The sequence below is a fragment of the Streptomyces sp. NPDC040405 genome (assembly GCF_055595765.1).
Genome location: NZ_JBVIVI010000002.1, coordinates 390,925 through 407,384 on the forward strand (window position 1 = coordinate 390,925; position 16,460 = coordinate 407,384).

The window sequence follows — 16,460 nt, forward strand, 5'->3', positions numbered from 1 at the left end:
CGTCTTCTGCGACTGCTCCGTAGCTACGGGAACGGGGATGAACGGGTTTCGTCCGGACGGTGAGGGGGCTGTGCGGACAGCTCCGTGTCGAGGTAGGCGAGGCAGGCGGTGCGCATGACCTCCGCGCTCGTACCGCCCTCGCCGGGCGCGGTGGCCACCACCTGGGTGGCGAATCCGTCGATCAGCGCGGTGAGCCGCAGCGCGCTGAACTCGGGGTCGACGTCGCGGAACACGCCCTGGGCGATGCCGCGCCTGATCACCTCGGCGATCGTCCGCCGCCACTCCTGGTAGAACGCGGCGTGCAGCTGTCCGATGGCGGTCGAGCGCGCGGCCTCGGCCCACAGGTCCATCCACACCAGCCACTGGTGGCGCTGCTGGGTGCTGTCCGGGACCTGGAGGTCGATGAGCTGCCGCAGCTCCTCGAGGGCGTCGTCGGCCTCGGCGAGGCGGGCGGCGCGGCGCATGGTGTCCTCGTCCATGCACCAGCGCACGGCGGCTTCCAGTAATTCGGCGCGGCCGGGGAAGTGGTAGTGGATGGCGGCGGTGCTGGTGTCGCAGGCGGCGGCGATGTCGGCGACACGTACGGAGTGGAAGCCGTGCTCGGCGATGAGCCGCACGGTCTCCCGCACGATCTGGAGAGGCCGCCCGCCCTCGGGGGGTGAGGGGCGGGCGGCCGGTTCAGGGGTGGCGGCGGCCGGTTCGCCGGGCCCGGTGGTGCCGAGCAGCCACCCGGCGTCGACCCGGCCCGCGTCGGCGATGCGGGCCAGTTCGGCGACGGTGAAACGTCGGGTGCCGCCGAGCGAGCGGGACAGCTTGGAGGGGTCCATCACCACACGCCGTGCGAACTCCCGCTGGCTGCAGCCCGCTTCGTCGATCACCTGACGGACACGCGCCGGGACGTCGAACTTTTGCCGCATGGCCGACACCGTACGGAGGTGTTGAGATAAGCGCAATGGATGTGGGTGGGAAATGCCCCCTTATGGGCGTGTACGCACCGGAATTTCCGCCAGGTGATGAGACGTCGACTGACTCGGTGATCAGTAGGGAGGGGTGAGGAATCGGCCACTCAGCCGAAGCGGGCGATCGCGGTCATCGTGGGCCGCAGGTTCCGTACGGCGGGCAGCCGCCGCAGCACCGGCACCAGCGCCCCGTGGTACACCCCCCGGCCGCGCGGCGGCGGCAGCTCCCGCACCTCGGAGATGCGCGGATGGGCGGTACGGACCTTGGCCAGCTCACCCGCGTCCATGCCCCAGGGCATGGGCGGAGCCTGGTACCCCGCGCTGCGCATCTCGCCGCGCATCGTGCGCGCGCTGAACCAGCGCGGCACCGCGTCGAAGACCAGCGCCCCGCCCGGAAACCCCTCCGCGCATCCGGCGATCAGGTCCCGTACCTCGGTGGGCCGCAGATACATCAGCAGCCCCTGCGCGGTGATCAGCACCCCGCGCGAGGCGTCGACCTCCTGCCGCCACGACAGGTCGAGCGCCGACCCGGCGAGGGTGCGCCGCCGCTCGTCGTCCGGCAGCAGGGCGCGCCGCACCGCGGCGGTCTCCGGCAGCTCGACGCACAGCCAGCGGGCCCGCCCGTTGTCCACCCGCCAGTACTGGGTCTCCAGCCCCTCGGCGAGCGTGACGACGGTGCCGTCCGGGTGGGCGGCCAGGAATTCCCGTACGGCATCGTCGAAGGTCCGCACGCGCAGCGCGTGCCCCTGCGCGAGCAGCGGGTTCGGCGGGCCGAAGGTCTCCTCGAAGGGGTAGTCGACGCGGTCGGCCAGCTCCACGGCCTTGGGATCCGCCAGCACCGGCCGCGGTTGGCGCGCCTCGTACGCGCGCATGTGGAGGTTCCACAGCAGGGTCTCGGGCACCCCGCTCAGTTCGACGCGCCACCGGTTGTCGTCCGCCATGCAGCCATTGAACACCCGCGGCCCGCGATAAGCGCTGGTCACTCCGCCAGGTCCGCGAACACCTCGTCCCAGAGCGGGGCGTCCTCCACGTACGGATCGAAGGCGGTCATCTCGGCGCGCAGCTCCTCGACGGCCTCGGCCCGGGCCTCCTCGTCGTCCTCGACCGCCTCGATGGCCTCCGCCCGCTCGGCGAGCAGCCCGAGCAGGACGGCGAGCGAGGGCAGCGAGGAGGCCACCATGCCCTTGTGGCCCTCCCCGTGGTCCCAGCCGGACGGATCGTAGTGATCGATGCCACCGGCCGCCGCGTCGAGCATCAGCATGTCCTCGTAGCGCCTGCCGAAGGAGAAGCAGAAGTTCTCCGGCGGGGAGTCGTCGTCGGGGTAGCGCCGCCCGTACACATCGTCGGCGTCGAAGGCGTGCGGCTCGTCGCCGTCGCGCAGATGGACCGAGTCGAAGCGGATGAGGCCCATCTTCACGGCGGGGAATCCGACCGTGGTCAGGAACTCCCGCGACCCCTGGTGGGTCAGCTCCGCCGGAAGGTCGGCCTCGTCCGGCCGCCACAGGGACCCCGTGCCGAACCGGGCCTCCAGCCAGGCCGCGTCCGGAACATCCGGAAGGTTCGTCGTGGTCATCGCCGTGCCCCCTGAAGTGCTGTGTGCCTGAAGTGCTGTGTGCCGGTAGGCCGTTGCCGCCCGCCCGGCGAAACGCGTACGTACCAAGTCAACCGCACGGGTCCGACAACGGTCCGACTATGCTCGCCGCATCGTTTCCCGCGCATCGGCGGGGCCGGGGGGAGAGAACAGGGGAGACCGAGTGAGATCCGCCGAAGAAGGACGGCTGATCGCCGAACGCTATCTGCTCCAGGACCGGCTCGGCCGGGGCGGTATGGGCACGGTCTGGCGTGCCCGGGACCGGGTGCTGGAGCGCGAGGTCGCCGTCAAGGAGCTCCACGTCACCAGCGACGGCGACGAGCACCACAGACGGCTGCGCCGGGCGGTGCGGGAGGCGCGCACCGTCGCCCGGCTGCACCACCCCCATGTGGTCGGCATCCACGATCTGGTCGAGTACGACGGCCGGCTGTGGATCACGATGGAGCTGGTGGACGGCCCGTCCCTCGACCGCCACCTCGCGGCCGTCGGTCCGCTGTCGCCGTCCCGCACCGCCACCCTCGGCCTCCAGTTGCTGAGCGCGCTGGAAGCCGTGCACGCCGTCGGGGCGCTGCACCGCGACATCAAGCCCGCCAACGTCCTGCTGCGCCCGGACGGCAGCGCCGTCCTCACCGACTTCGGCATCGCCGCCCTGGAGGGCGACGACTCGCTCACCACGGCGGGCGAACTCCTCGGCTCCATCGGCTACATGGCCCCCGAGCGGCTGACCGCCGACGAGATCGGCCCGCCGTCCGACCTGTGGGCGCTGGGCGCGACCCTGTCCGCCGTCGCCTCCGGGGTGGCGCCGTTCCAGCGCACCACCCAGGCCGCCGCGCTGCACGCCGTGACCTTCGCGGAACCGAACATCCCGGACCGGGTCGGCCCGCTGCGGCCCGTCGTCGAGGCGCTGCTGCGCAAGTCCCCGGACGAGCGCCCCTCCGTGGCCACGGTGCGCGAGGCGCTGCAGAGCGTCGCGGACGGCGCCGCGGACGGCGTCGCCCTCACGGCCGCCGTCGGCGCGGAGACCGCCGCCGCGGCGGTACGGGCGCCCCAGCCCCTGGCGGAGGCCGCGACGCAGACCCACATACGCCCCCTGGACCCGGCGCCGACCCTGATCGGCGCGGATCCGACCGTGGTGGACCGCCCGGCCGCCCCGCCGCCCCGCCGCCGCCCGGTGCGGTGGTGGTGGCCGGTGGCGGCCGGGGCGGTGTCCGCCCTGGTCACCGGCGTCTTCCTGGTCCTGACGGACGCGCCCCCGTTCGACGGGGAGGACGCGTCGCCGGACGGCCGGGCCACGTCGGCCGCCCCGGCCGCGCCCGTCACCACGACCACGACGTTCAACGTCCAGTCGGCCAAGGGGTGGCAGCGCGCGACGCGGACCCCGCTCCGTCAGGGCGACAAGGTGGCGGTGCGCTACTCCACCGGGACCTGGTCGGTGGACTCCACCCTCCTGCCGGGGGTGGGCCCCCTCGGCCACACATCCGCCGACGACGAGAGGCTGCGGGGCGCCTGGAGCTGCAAGGTCAACTCCACGGCCCCGTTCGGCACCCTCCTGGGCCGCTTCTCCGGCAACCCCAAGAGCCTGCCGAGCCATCGCGTCACGCGCGAGTGGAAGTTCCGGGCGGCGGACGAGGGCACCTTGGAGCTGCGGATCAACGACGGCGACGACTGCCTGGACGACAACAAGGGCACCCTGACGGTGAGCGTGCTGGTCACTCGCTGAGCGCGGTCCAACGGCTAACGGTGCCACAGCAGTTCGCAGACCCGGGCCAGGCCGCGGGTGAGATGACGGCGGTAGGTGCTGAACGGCACGCCGAGCCGGTCGGCCGCGGCCTCCTGGGTCGGGGCGCCCTCGAAGAACGTCACCGCGACCGCCTGGTGGAGCTTTTCGCCCAGCCGGTCCGCGCGCAGCTTCCCGGCCGCCTCGGCGAGTACGTCCCGCAGCGCCTCCACGGGGTCGGCGGCGTCCGCGGCCACCAGATGGGTGCGCAGGAGCGGGCTGGCCGACAGCGCGTCGGGCCGGTGCCAGTGGCGCAGTGCGCGCCGTACGGCCGCGTCGAACTCGGCCCGGGACAGACCCTCTTCGGCGGGCGCCGGGGCGGCGGCGGGAGGCGGCACGGGTGCGGCGGCGGGCGCGTCCCCGTGGTCGGCGGGTTCCAGATGCATCGTCTGCTGGAGGAACGCGTCGGGGGACATCCTGCGCCGGTCGTGGCCGAAGAGCCCGTAGAGCCGGTCGCCGACCTGGACCAGGGGCGGGGCGTCCAGGGTGGCGGCGAACGAGGACCGCTGGTACGTCCCGAAGTCGTCCATCACCACGAGCGCCCAGGTCAGACCGTCATCGGTGAGGACCTCGGCCATGATCCGCGCGCTCATGAGGTCCCCGGCGGGGGAGGGGCTGGGATCGGCGCGCACGATGAACCGGGCGAGGCCCAGGTGTTCCCCGGGACCGGGCGGGGCCTTCCGGCGCACATGCGCCCAGGCCGCCGCGACGACGGGATCGGCGCCCTGGTCCGCCGCCCGGGCCTCGGTCAGCCGCAGCCAGGACATGAAGCCGACGGTCTCGCCCGAGACCGAGCGCCGGTAGACGTGGAACGACTCGGGCTGCCGGTCGAGCCAGTGGCGGACGATGGCCACGTTCTCCGCGGGGCCTTCCTTGGCGGCCAGTTCCAGCACCGCGTCGCGGTCGCCGGGCCGCAGGGTGTCCTCGTACACCTCGTGCGGCCGGGCGCTGCCGAACCAGTCCTGGCCGAACCCGTCGCGCTGGAGGTAGAGCACGGCGGCCGACAGGCCGCGCAGGGCCGGGCCCGCCACGGCGCCACCGCGGGCCTGCCGCACCTGTGCGACGAGATGGCGCAGGATGCGGCCGTGCATGGTCCGGTAGCGCTGCGGATCACGCCAGCGCAGATCGGCGTCCAGGATCTCGCGCACCACATCGTGCGGGAAGATCCCGCAGGGGCCCGTCTCGATGAACGGCAGCCCGCGCAGCCAGCCGAACAGGGCCGCCGTGTCGGCCTCGGGCAGGGCCGCCCGCAGCAACTCCTCGGTGGTCATGTGCGCGTGGGCGCATATCTCCAGCGCCTGCCGGTGGACCGCCGACGGCACCTCGCCGACCAGCCGGGACACCAGCGTGCCGATCACGTCCTGGGCCGGTGTCCAGGCGCCGCTTCCGCCGTCCCCGCCCCCGCCGTCGTCCCCGTCGTCGTGGTCGCGTGCCACCTCCGCGGCCAGCGACAGGGCCAGCGGGTTGCCGCCCGCGAAGGCGAGGACACCGGCCTGCCGCTCCGGCGGCACCCCGCGCGCCGTCAGCAGGGCGACCGCCTCGCCGCGCGGCAGCTCCGGCAGGCCGACGACCCGCAGGATCCCGGCCCAGCCGGGATCGGTCCGCCAGTGGTCCGAGGGCGGCTGCCGTCCGGCGAGGACCACCAGCGCCCCCAGCGGGAGCCGGGGGAGGAAGCGGTCCCGTAACCAGCCCTCCAGCGACCGGTATTCCTCGAACGTGTCGACCAGCAGCACCGGCCGGTCGGTGGCGAACACCCCGGCCGCGTCCGCCTCGAACGCCGCGGGGCTGCACTCACCGCTGCGCCCGTCCAGCTCGACCACCGTCGCCCCGGCCGCATGCCCCTCGTCGGCGAAGCGCCGCAGCAGCGACGACTTGCCGATTCCGCCGGGGCCGGTGAGGAAGAGCACAGTGAACGCGCCCGCGGCGCCGTCGAGCGCCGAGCGGAACTGGGCGAGTTCGCGGTCGCGTCCGACGAAGGCGCGTCGCCGCGCCGCGCGTAAGTGCTCACCCAGGCTCTCGGGTGAGTGATGGTCACGGTGAGTCATAGCACTCCCTTGCCGACCTGCTCCTGCGCGTACAAGCGCTTACTGAGGGGGAGGGTAGTGGGGATTCCTGAGTAGCCGCCCCGCGTGCCCATCCGCGGGAGAGCGTCGAGTGGGCAATATACCGGCCATTTTTCGAGCACTTTTCTGAGCACTTTAATGAGCATGTCGCGGGCCGGGTCGGCCAATAGTGAAGTGGTAGAAAGGCTTCCACCCGTGTGGCTGTTATCGGGAGCTGTCGTACCATCGCGACGGCAGGGGAGGAATAGTGCGCGGAACTTTTCATTCGGTGATCACGGAACCCGAGAAAAAGATTCCGGTCGTGGTCCATGCGCCGGATCCGATCTCACGAGAAGGAACGATCAGCCAGCTGCGGCAGCACCCGGAAGTCGACCTCGTGGACGAGGCCGCCGCGGCCGGCGACGGCGTGGCCGTGCTGCTCGCCGAATCTCCCGATCAGGCGCTGCTCTCCCAACTGCGCAGGCTCGTCCGCAGCGAGGGGCTGCAGCCCGTCCTGGTGGTGAGCCTGATCCGCGAGGCCGAGCTGCTGGACGTCATCGAGTGCGGCGTCGGTGCCATCGTCTGGCGGCACGAGGCCACCGGCGGGCGGCTGTTGAGGGCCGTGACCGCCGCCTTCCACGGCGACGGCGACCTGCCCTCGGATCTGCTCGGGCGGCTGATCAGCCAGGTCGGCAACTTACGGCCGGGCGCCTCCGGCCACCCCGCCACCCAGCCCTCCGGCCTCACCCCGCGCGAGATCGACGTGCTGCGGCTCGTCGCGGACGGAATGGGAACTGGGGAAATCGCTAGTAAGCTGTCGTATTCGGAACGGACCGTCAAGAACATCATGCAAGGTCTGACCACGCGACTGGATCTGCGCAATCGCGCGCACGCCGTCGCCTATGCTCTGCGCGAGGGGTACATCTCGTGATTCACGAAGTCGACGCGCTGCTGCGCACGATGCTCCAGGGCGGCGCACTCGCCGGAAGTGATATCGAGATCGCCTTCGACGCCCCGACCAAGGAATGGTCCGCGCGGCGCAACGCCCCGGCTCTGAACTGTTATCTGTACGACATCCGGGAGGACGTCAAACGGCGCGAACGCGGCGCGGGCGCCATCCGCGACGGACAGGGAATCGTGGTGCGCAGGCGCCGCCCGCCGCGCTGGTTCCGGCTGTCGTACCTGCTCACCGCGTGGACCAAGCGGCCCGAGGACGAACACCGGCTGTTGTCGGCCGCGCTGGCGACCCTGCTGCCCCACGAACTGCTGCCGCCGGACACCCTTCCGGAGCAGCTCGCGGGGCTGGGTCTCAGCGTGCCGCTCACGGTCGCCGGGATACAGACCGAGTCCCGTTCGCTGGCCGAGATCTGGTCCGCGCTCGGCGGCATGCTCAAACCGTCGATCGACCTCGTGGTCACCGTGCCGTTCCCGGCCTACCCCGACTACGACGCCGGGCCGCCCGTCACCGAGGGCACGCTGGTGCGCGCCCGCGAGATCGGTGGAGCCGAGGACGGCGAGCGGACGCACCAGGCACGCCATCTCGACCCGACGACCACGGGAGCGCACCCCCGGTGACCGGCTCTCCGTCGCCCTCGTACGGCATCCGCGCCGACGATCCGGCGAGCGCGCTGCTCGTCCGGCTCGCCCGGCTGCGCGAACGGATCGCCGCCCTGGTGGAGTCGCGCAGCGCGGGCGACCCCACCGCGGCCGACCCGCTGCGCGGCCTCTACCTGTCCGACGACGTCGTACGCCACCTTCTGCTGCGGGCCGCCGACGAGCCGCAGGCGCCACCGCTGCAGGCCGCGGATGCCCCGGAAGCCCTGGATGCCGCCGCGGCCGACCCGGCGCCGGACGGCGACCGGCTGCACCGGCTCGCCCTCCGGCTGGGCCTGACCGAGCTGGACACCGCCGCGCTGCTCATCGCCCTCGCCCCCGACCTGGACCGCGGCTTCGAGCCGCTGTACGGCTACCTCAACGACGACGTCAGCCGTCGCCGGGCCACCGTCGGGCTGGTGCTCGACGTATGCGGGCTGCCCGTGGCCCATCCCGCGGCCCGTGACCGCTTCCACCCCACGGCACCCCTGGCCCGGCTCGGCCTGCTGGTCGTGGAGGAGCCCGAACGGCCCTTCCTCAGCCGCTCGTTGCGGGTGCCCGACCGGGTGGCCGCCCATCTCCTCGGCGACGACACCCAGGACGCCGCGCTCGACGGCCGTGCCCGCACGCTCACGGGCGCGGCCCACGGCGATCCGGTGGCGGACCGGCTCGCCAAGAACCTCGCCGCGCACCTCGCCGCCGCCCCGTGCACGGTCTATCTGCGCGAACAGCGAGAGGGCGACGGTCTGTCGTGCGCCGCCACCGCTCTGCGCGCCGCCGGGTACGAGGCGCTGCACTTCACCCCGGCCGCCGCCGGGCAGCGGGAGGCCGGGCAGCGGGAGCACGATGCCCTCGGCCCGGTGCCGGAGCTGCTGCGCGAGGCGCGGCTGCGCGGCTGCGGGATCGTGGTGTCCGAGCTGCCCGACCGGCCGGGGCCGCTGATCCGGGCGCTGGCGGTGCCCGACGTACCGGTGCTGCTGACCGGCCGGCCGGCGTACGACCCGCAGTGGTCCGACCGCGATCCGCTGCTGCTGGAGGTGGAGCGGCTGCCCTCGGGCGGGGTGGACGCCTGGGCGGCCGCGCTCGGCCTGGGCCCGGGGGACGACCCCGGGTTCGACCTGGCGGCGACCGTCGCCCCGTACCGGCTCGGCGGTGAGCGGATCCGCCGGGCGGCGCGGTCCGCGCTGCGGCTGGCCGCCTTCGAGGGCACCCCGCCCGGCCCGGAGCATCTGCGGCGCGCGGCCCGTCAGCACTCCGCGTCCGGTCTGGAGAACCACGCCCGCCGGATCCGGCCCGACGTCGGCTGGGACGATCTGGTGCTGCCCGCCGAGCCATTGGGCCAGCTGCGCGAGCTGTCCCTGCGCGCCCGCCACCGCGACCGGGTGCTCGGCGACTGGCGGCTGAGCGCGGGCGGCGGGCGGGGCCATGGCGTCCTGGCGCTGTTCGCCGGGGACTCCGGCACCGGAAAGACCATGTCCGCCGAGGTGGTCGCCGCAGATCTGGGCCTGGACCTGTACGTCGTCCAGCTGTCGTCGGTCGTGGACAAGTACGTCGGCGAGACCGAGAAGAACCTGGAGCGCATCTTCACCGAGGCCGACCGCACGGACGCGGTGCTGCTCTTCGACGAGGCGGACGCGGTGTTCGGCAAGCGCTCCGAGGTCAACGACTCCCATGACCGCTACGCCAACCTGGAGAGCGCGTACCTCCTCCAGCGGCTGGAGGAGTTCGGCGGCATCGCCCTGCTCACCACCAATCTGCGGGCGAACATCGACGACGCTTTCACCCGGCGGCTGGACACGGTGGTCGACTTCCCGTTCCCCGACGCCGGTCAGCGGCTCGCCCTGTGGCGGCACAGCCTGACCCATGTGCCGTGCGAGGACGGCATCGACCCGGGCCCGTGCGCTCGCGACTTCGAGCTGGCGGGCGGCTCCATCCGCAGCGCGGTGGTGACCGCTGCGTACGCGGCGGCCGGTCGCGGTGAGCCGGTGACGAGCGCCGATCTGCTGGCCGGGGCGCGGCGGGAGTACCGGAAGGCGGGCCGCCTGGTGCTGGACGACGTCAGCTGGTGAGCGGCGGCCCGCGCCTCCCTCAAGGCTGCTGGGCGTCCGGCTTGACGATGAACCAGGTCTGATCGTCGTCGTCGGAGCAGTCGAAGAGCGTGAGGTTGGTGCCGTCCGCCTTGTCCTCGCCGTTGGCGGCGTACCCGGCGACGTCCAGGCAGAGATTGCTGCTGGCGTAGTTGCGGATCCAGTGGAGCCCATTGGTGTTCGGCCGCTTGTCCACCCACCACAGCTGGTTGTCGTCCATCTTGCGGGTGCAGGCCGCCTCCGTGATCGGCGAGGTGGCGGGGGCCGCGCCGGTCTCGGGCAGGTCCAGGCAGAGTCCGTCCATGGTGTTGCGGATCTGGACGAGGTCGGCGTTGTCGGGGCCGTTGCCCTCGAAGACCGTTTCGAGGTCCCACAACTGCCCCTCATTGCCGCCGTCACAGGGGAACTGGGCGGCTCTGCCACCCGCCTTGCCGCCCTCCTCCTTCGGGGCCGCGCACTTCTGCGTGGTCCCGTTCCGGAGCAGGACGCGGGCGAACGGGTCGACCGGTGCCTGCGTGGGCTTGGCGTCCCCGCCGCCGCCACCTCCACCGCCGCCGTCTCCGTCGTCGCCCCCACCGGGCTTCTGCGTCGGCTCGTCCGCCGGTTTCGACGCGGCCGGGGCGCTCGGGGCCGCGGGCTTCTCGGTGGGCACGGAGGTGGCGGCGGCCTCCGCGGCCCGGTCCTGGGCGCGGGTGCCGACCGGCGGTTTGTACGAGATCCAGATCATGACGAAGGCGATGGTGAGCGCGACGAGCATGCTGAAGAGCACGCCCAGCCAGCGCGGCATCAGCCCGGGCTGTTCGTAGGTGCCCTGCACCGGCAGCGGTTCGGCGCCGGAGCGCTGTACGGAGAGGGTGAAGGGCCGGGATTCCTTGGCTCCGGCCCAGATGGTCTGGCGGGGCTTGAGGGTGGTTTTGATGAAGGCGGCCCGGCCGGGTTCGATCTGGACGTTGGCGGGGTGGATGTCGTAGGAGATCTGGTCGCCGTTGTCGCTGCCGCTGATGGAGGCGGTGAGTTTGACGTTGCCGAGGTTGTCCACGGCGAGTTTGGGGCGTCCCCGGAACCGGCCCTTGACGGTCTGCGGCACGAGTTCGGCCCGTACCTCGCTGAACGGCGTGACGGTGACGTTGCCTTCGGGGACGGTGGTGGCCTGCGGGTGTTCGGTGGGGATGATCTGCACCCCGTACGCGTTCGGCCCGGCGGCGGCGTCCGGGGTGCGCGGTGGGGCGAAGGTCAGCTCCACGGTGCCGGTTGTTCCCGGGTACAGCCGGAGTGTCTGCGGCTCGACGGTCGTCCATGGGGACAGGTCGCCGACGGGTACGAAGCGGTATTCGTCGACGACATCGCCGGTGTTGCGCAGCCGCAGCCGCACGGTGGCCGAGCCGCCGGGGTCCACGGTGGTCGAGGCAGGTTCCAGAGAGGTCCAAAGGCTCACCGCATGACGCTATGGCGGGCGCCCGGCCCGTGTCGCAGGCGCCGGGGCACGTTCCGCTGCCTGAAAACACCGGCACGCTGCCCCGCCGGTCCGTCTCCGGCCCGCGCGGATCGCCGGACGCCCCCGAGGGCAGGGAGGACTGCCCCCGGGCCTCTACCGCCGCGTGTCCGCATCGCGTACCGAAGGGGGCGGACGTATCGGATCAAGGAGAGGCGACGGCCGATGCACGCGCGACGGACGCTGGACAACGAACAGGCCCCCGACCGGGTCAGGCCCCTGGTCCGCCCCCCGGCGGACCACACCACCGCCGGGCACGCCGCGCCCGGCCCGACGACTCCGGGGCAGGCCCTCGCCCTCCAGCGCTCGGTGGGCAACGCGGCGACGGCCAGGATGATCGAGCAGGAGCGGCACGTCCACGGGGCGGACTGCGGCCATGCGCCGCCGGTCCAGCGCTCGACCGTGCACGACGTCCTGGACACCCCCGGCCAGCCCTTCACCGGACCGCTGCGCACGGAGATGGAGGCCCGCTTCGGCGGCGCGGACTTCTCCGGCGTACGGCTGCACACCGACAGCGCCGCCCAGAAGTCGGCCACCGAGATCGGCGCCCAGGCGTACACCTCGGGCAACCACGTGGTCTTCGGCCCCGGCCCCATCGAGCCGAAGGTCATGGCCCACGAGCTGCGCCACACCCAGCAGCAGGAGGCCGGAGAGGTGGCCGGGACCGACCACGGCGACGGGCTGAGCATGTCGGACAAGAGCGACGACTTCGAGAAGGAGGCCGAGTCCTTCTCCGAGCAGGTGATGGAGCGACCGCTGACGGAATCCGCTCCCGCGGCGGAGCACGCGGCCGAGTCCGGCCCGGCGGAGCAGCCGTCCGTGCAGCGGTCCACGTCCCGGGGCGGCGCGCCGAAGCGCGGGGCGCCCGCCGTGCAGCGGATGGGCAACCAGGTGTCCGCCATGACGAGCACCCTGGGCCTGAACGCCGACCAGCGGGCCCGGGGGAACCCGCGCGGAGACGCGATGCAGCACATCAGCACTGTGCTGAAGGACGCGGGCCTGGAGGGCAAGGACACCGTCGGATCCGGTGTGCTGGCCGCCATCGCCGGTATCCGCACCGTCGCCGGGGAGAACGGCGCCCGCACCATCGACCAGGTCTTCAAGTCCCCCGAGATGACCGAGCTGTACAAGATCCCCAGCGACGACCCGCGGGCCAAGGCGGCGCACGAGGAGATCGCCCGGCGCGAACTCGCCTACTGGCAGACGGAACACAACAAGGAGCCCACCCGGGGGACCGCGATCGCCGTCGGCGTGGACGTGCGGACCCGGGTCGATCTTCAGCGCAACGTCGGCATGGTGGCCCAGTACTCCAAGCAGTTCGAGGCGGCGTTCCGGGGGACGAGCGACCCGTTCCGGTAGATCCGCACAGACGAGGAAGCAGGTGGAGGAGACGCATGGGCAGGACGACGCAGTACGGCGGCGAGCACGGGCACACGGGCGCACCGGAGCGCGGCGCGCCCGTGCGGCCACCCGCCGCCGCGGCGCCCCACCGGGCCCGGACCGCGCTGGAGGCCACGCCGAGGACGCCCGCCGAGATGTCGGCGGTCCAGGGCCTGGCCGGGAACCGGGCGGCGTCCGTGGCCATCCAGCGGGCGGGGGAGAGCAGCGCGAGCGCGGCAGCCACCCAAGAACCCGAGCAGTCCGGACACTCCGAACAGGAAGACAAGAAGGGCAAGAAGGTGATCGACCGGCTCAGCCGGTCGATCGAGGGGAACATCGTCGAGCCGAAGATGAAGCGGGCCCTCATGGCCCCGGGCACCTGGTGGCCCGAGGACTGGATGCCGGAGGGGAAAGCGCGCCTGCGGCGCACCCTGGACCGGCGGGTGCTCAGCGGTGAGGTATTCAACGCGCGGGAACTGGCGGACATCGCCACGCTCACCACGGTCAACCCCGACTGGCTGAAGAAGGTGGGCATCGGCACCATCGCCGAAGCCACGGAGTACACCGGGAAGGGCAACTACAAGGACTGGATGAATCTCCCGGCGGGCAAGCGCATCCTCACCGCGACCCTGGCCTACAACAACCATCTCCAGGGCGCACCCATCCCGGACGCTCCGGACTACACCCTCGGCCGCTTCTTCAACATCAAGGGCCGCAACCTCTCGGAGGACGACAAGCAGGCCCTGAAGGACGAGCGCGACCAGCAGATCCGCGACACCGCCGTCGCCACGCTGCACCCGGCCGGGCTTCCCGCCTCCGCCCTGCACGCCGACGCGAACAAGCCGCACGTCACCCAGCACCAGGCGAAGGCCGACAAGGCCCGCGATGTCTTCACCCACGTCCTTCTCGTCCTCCAGCACGGGCTGAAGATCTACGACAAGGAGAATAAGCAGCACATCGACTACCGCGACGGCGACGTCATCCGGGCCCTCGCGCACGGCGGCCGGGTCCACATCCGCATCCCGGCCCTGAAGAACGGGGAGTCGGCCGCTTCCCTGACGGAATTCCTGGGCACCACCGACAACCAGGGCAATCGCACCCAGTTCGTCGACGAGCGGGACTTCGCCACGCACGGCACCGACATCACGAAGAACAAGGGCGACAAACGGGGTAAATTCAAGGAGACGGGCGGAACTCTCGTCTCCCTCGGGAACTTCATCAATCCAAACGGTCCGGACCTGTCCGGGGTGGACATCCCCGGCGGCGGCATCGGTTCGAAGGACTGGAACGGCGACGTGGTGCTGCCGACCGGATCGCACGGCCACATGCTGCTGGTCTTCACCCCGCCGACCGCGGACAAGGACGGCTCCCTGCTGGTGGGCATCGAGACGGTCGGGCCCCACAAGCCCAGCCCGGTCGGCTACAAGCACGACATCCGGTCCACCGAGGCCACGGCCAACCCCGAATCGGTCCTGCACGGCCACAAGCGGGACAAGGAGGGCTCCGGCGGGCTGAGCAAGAACGAACGCTATGTGGACCTGAAGGAGCTGGGGAAGGCGCAGGGAAGCGGGAACTGGCGTGCGTTCCTGGACGACATCAAGCAGGACTGGTACGCCGAGCTGAACAAGACCCAGGACGGCTCCCACCAGCGGCAGGCGATGTACCAGGAACTCGTCGGCCGGCGGCACAACTTCTACGACGAGGCCACCTGATCCGACCCGGGAGCCGTCCGGGCACGGCGGGCCCGGGGCAGGGTCCGCCTTCCTGGCGGCGCCCATACCTTCGGGCACCGGCCCTGCCCCATGGCAGGCCCCAAGAGACCTAGTCGGGCTGTCGCCCTCCGGTCAAGGGTGGGAAGGACCCACGTTCTTCCTCACCCTTACCCCGAGGAGCACAGCGCATGCCGTCGTATCTGTCGCCGGGCGTCTATGTCGAGGAGGTCGCCAGCGGCTCCCGCCCGATCGAGGGAGTGGGCACCTCGGTGGCCGCCTTCGTCGGACTCGCCCCCAGCGGGCCGCTGAACACCCCGACGCTGGTGACCAACTGGTCCCAGTACGTGGCCGCCTTCGGCGAGTTCACCGACGGGTACTACCTCGCGCACTCCGTCTACGGGTTCTTCAACAACGGCGGCTCCGCGGCGTACGTCGTACGGATCGGCGGCGCGCCCGACGCGGACGCCGGGACCGCCGGTGCCCCGGCCGCCGTGGCGGGCTCCGCCGCCCCGGCCGAGCTGCCGCCGGGCGCCCCCTCCGCGCTGGGCACGTTCTCCGTCCGGGCCCTGACCCCCGGCGGCGCGCTCAGCGTCGAGGTGGCGGACCCGGAGGGGGAGGGCCCGGCCGAGCGGTTCAAGCTGATCGTCAAGGACGACGGCAGGGTCGCCGAGACCTTCGACGTGACCGCGAAGAAGGGCAACCGCTCCTACGTCGTCACGCAGGTCAAGGAGCGCTCCAAGCTCATCACCGTCCAGGAGACGGCCCCCGCGGGGCAGCTCGCCCGGCCGGAGAACCAGAGCGTCACCTTGGTCCGCCCCACCGCCGCCCCCGCCCCCGCGGAGGCCCCGGCCGACACGTCCGTCGCGCACCCCGGCCCCGCCGAGTACCTCGGCGACTCCGCCGACCGCACCGGCTTCGGCGGTCTGGAGGCGGTGGACGAGATCTCGATGGTCGCCGTTCCCGACCTGATGGCCGCCTACCAGCGCGGTGTGATCGACCTGGAGGCGGTCAAGGCCGTCCAGCTCGGGATGATCGCGCACTGCGAGCTGATGGGCGACCGCGTCGCCGTCATCGACCCGCCGCCCGGTCTCAACGCCCGTGACATCCGGGTGTGGCGCCAGGAGACCGCGGGCTACGACTCCAAGTACGCGGCCGTCTACTACCCCTGGATCAAGATCTTCGACCCGGCCACCGGCCAGGGCCGCATGGTCCCGCCGAGCGGTCACGTCGCCGGTATCTGGGCCCGTAACGACTTCGAGCGCGGTGTGCACAAGGCCCCCGCCAACGAGGTCGTCCGCGGTGTCGTCGATCTGGAGAACCAGGTCACCCGCGGCGAGCAGGACCTGCTCAACCCGATCGGCGTCAACTGCATCCGGGCCTTCCCCGGCCGCGGCATCCGCATCTGGGGCGCCCGCACCCTCTCCTCCGACCCGGCCTGGCGCTACATCAACATCCGCCGGTACTTCAACTACCTGGAGGAGTCGATCCTGATCGGCACCCAGTGGGTGGTCTTCGAGCCCAACGACCACCAGCTGTGGGCCCGTATCCGGCGCAATGTGTCGGCGTTCCTGGTCAACGAGTGGCGCGCCGGAGCCCTGTTCGGCTCCAGCCCCGAGCAGGCCTTCTACGTCAAGTGCGACGAGGAGACCAACCCGGCGGAGTCGGTGGACCTGGGCCGGGTCGTGTGCGAGATCGGCATCGCGCCCGTCAAGCCCGCCGAGTTCGTGATCTTCCGGCTGGCCCAGTTCTCCAGCGGAAGCGGCGAGCTGGAGGAGTAGCGGCCCGCGCGCCCCCTCACCTCGGTCCAGTCGGTGCATCAGCGGCATC

At 72.1% G+C, this 16,460-nt stretch carries 12 protein-coding genes; 7 read left to right on the top strand and 5 right to left on the bottom strand.

All coding sequences use genetic code 11. The annotated features are described in order from the left end of the window. Nucleotides 1-23 precede the first annotated feature (23 nt). The 3 genes from ACZ59A_RS09050 to ACZ59A_RS09060 all read right to left on the bottom strand — a co-directional run bounded on the left by ACZ59A_RS09050 (nt 24) and on the right by ACZ59A_RS09060 (nt 2,532). A complete protein-coding gene (locus ACZ59A_RS09050) occupies nt 24-917 on the bottom strand; it encodes a TetR/AcrR family transcriptional regulator (RefSeq protein WP_470955504.1) in 894 nt (297 codons plus the stop codon). Nucleotides 918-1,066: 149 nt separating this feature from the next. Further along, entirely contained in the window at nt 1,067-1,900 is an 834-nt protein-coding gene (locus ACZ59A_RS09055) for a class I SAM-dependent methyltransferase (protein WP_470955507.1), read from the bottom strand. Nucleotides 1,901-1,938: 38 nt separating this feature from the next. After that, complete coding sequence (locus tag ACZ59A_RS09060; RefSeq protein ID WP_470955510.1) at nt 1,939-2,532, bottom strand: SUKH-4 family immunity protein; 594 nt, start codon at nt 2,530-2,532, stop codon at nt 1,939-1,941. A gap of 181 nt (nt 2,533-2,713) precedes the next feature. On the opposite strand from ACZ59A_RS09060, the gene ACZ59A_RS09065 reads away from it, so the two are divergent. Then, nucleotides 2,714-4,270, top strand: a complete 1,557-nt coding sequence (locus tag ACZ59A_RS09065; protein WP_470955513.1) for a serine/threonine-protein kinase — start codon at nt 2,714-2,716, stop codon at nt 4,268-4,270. A gap of 14 nt (nt 4,271-4,284) precedes the next feature. Here the strand turns inward: ACZ59A_RS09065 and ACZ59A_RS09070 are convergent, their stop codons facing one another. Beyond that, nucleotides 4,285-6,372, bottom strand: coding sequence for an AAA family ATPase (locus ACZ59A_RS09070; RefSeq protein ID WP_470955516.1), 2,088 nt, complete (start codon nt 6,370-6,372; stop codon nt 4,285-4,287). A gap of 286 nt (nt 6,373-6,658) precedes the next feature. On the opposite strand from ACZ59A_RS09070, the gene ACZ59A_RS09075 reads away from it, so the two are divergent. Genes ACZ59A_RS09075 through ACZ59A_RS09085 form a run of 3 tightly spaced genes read left to right on the top strand, consistent with a single transcriptional unit; the run spans nt 6,659 to nt 10,031 of the window. Then, entirely contained in the window at nt 6,659-7,300 is a 642-nt protein-coding gene (locus ACZ59A_RS09075) for a helix-turn-helix transcriptional regulator (RefSeq protein ID WP_470955518.1), read from the top strand. Further along, nucleotides 7,297-7,944 carry a Pvc16 family protein gene (locus ACZ59A_RS09080; protein ID WP_470955520.1) on the top strand — a complete coding sequence of 216 codons (648 nt, stop codon included), beginning with the start codon at nt 7,297-7,299 and terminating at the stop codon, nt 7,942-7,944. The genes ACZ59A_RS09075 and ACZ59A_RS09080 overlap by 4 nt, the downstream gene beginning before the upstream one ends. Next, on the top strand, nt 7,941-10,031 hold the full coding sequence (locus ACZ59A_RS09085; protein ID WP_470955523.1) for an ATP-binding protein: 2,091 nt from the start codon (nt 7,941-7,943) through the stop codon (nt 10,029-10,031). Before ACZ59A_RS09080 ends, ACZ59A_RS09085 begins: the two co-directional genes overlap by 4 nt. 19 nt (nt 10,032-10,050) lie before the next feature. Here ACZ59A_RS09085 and ACZ59A_RS09090 read toward each other — a convergent pair whose 3' ends face one another. After that, complete coding sequence (locus tag ACZ59A_RS09090) at nt 10,051-11,484, bottom strand: RICIN domain-containing protein (protein WP_470955526.1); 1,434 nt, start codon at nt 11,482-11,484, stop codon at nt 10,051-10,053. 222 nt (nt 11,485-11,706) lie between these two features. Here ACZ59A_RS09090 and ACZ59A_RS09095 point away from each other — a divergent pair, with 222 nt between their 5' ends. The 3 genes from ACZ59A_RS09095 (at nt 11,707) to ACZ59A_RS09105 (ending at nt 16,411) form a co-directional block, all read left to right on the top strand. Further along, nucleotides 11,707-12,900: an eCIS core domain-containing protein gene (locus ACZ59A_RS09095; protein ID WP_470955529.1), complete on the top strand. Its 1,194-nt coding sequence runs from the start codon at nt 11,707-11,709 to the stop codon at nt 12,898-12,900. Nucleotides 12,901-12,935: 35 nt separating this feature from the next. Continuing rightward, the gene (locus tag ACZ59A_RS09100; RefSeq protein WP_470955532.1) at nt 12,936-14,633 is read left to right on the top strand and encodes a PE-PGRS family protein; all 1,698 of its coding nucleotides are present in this window, start codon (nt 12,936-12,938) and stop codon (nt 14,631-14,633) included. 188 nt (nt 14,634-14,821) lie between these two features. Beyond that, nucleotides 14,822-16,411, top strand: a complete 1,590-nt coding sequence (locus tag ACZ59A_RS09105) for a phage tail sheath family protein (protein ID WP_470955534.1) — start codon at nt 14,822-14,824, stop codon at nt 16,409-16,411. Nucleotides 16,412-16,460: the final 49 nt, after the last annotated feature.

Bases quoted from the DNA above. Each gene is read 5' to 3' on its own strand.
- ACZ59A_RS09050 (WP_470955504.1), bottom strand. From the start codon at position 917: ATGCGGCAAAAGTTCGACGTCCCGGCGCGTGTCCGTCAGGTGATCGAC.
- ACZ59A_RS09055 (WP_470955507.1), bottom strand. From the start codon at position 1,900: ATGGCGGACGACAACCGGTGGCGCGTCGAACTGAGCGGGGTGCCCGAG.
- ACZ59A_RS09060 (WP_470955510.1), bottom strand. From the start codon at position 2,532: ATGACCACGACGAACCTTCCGGATGTTCCGGACGCGGCCTGGCTGGAG.
- ACZ59A_RS09070 (WP_470955516.1), bottom strand. From the start codon at position 6,372: ATGACTCACCGTGACCATCACTCACCCGAGAGCCTGGGTGAGCACTTA.
- ACZ59A_RS09095 (WP_470955529.1), top strand. From the start codon at position 11,707: ATGCACGCGCGACGGACGCTGGACAACGAACAGGCCCCCGACCGGGTC.
- ACZ59A_RS09100 (WP_470955532.1), top strand. From the start codon at position 12,936: ATGGGCAGGACGACGCAGTACGGCGGCGAGCACGGGCACACGGGCGCA.
- ACZ59A_RS09105 (WP_470955534.1), top strand. From the start codon at position 14,822: ATGCCGTCGTATCTGTCGCCGGGCGTCTATGTCGAGGAGGTCGCCAGC.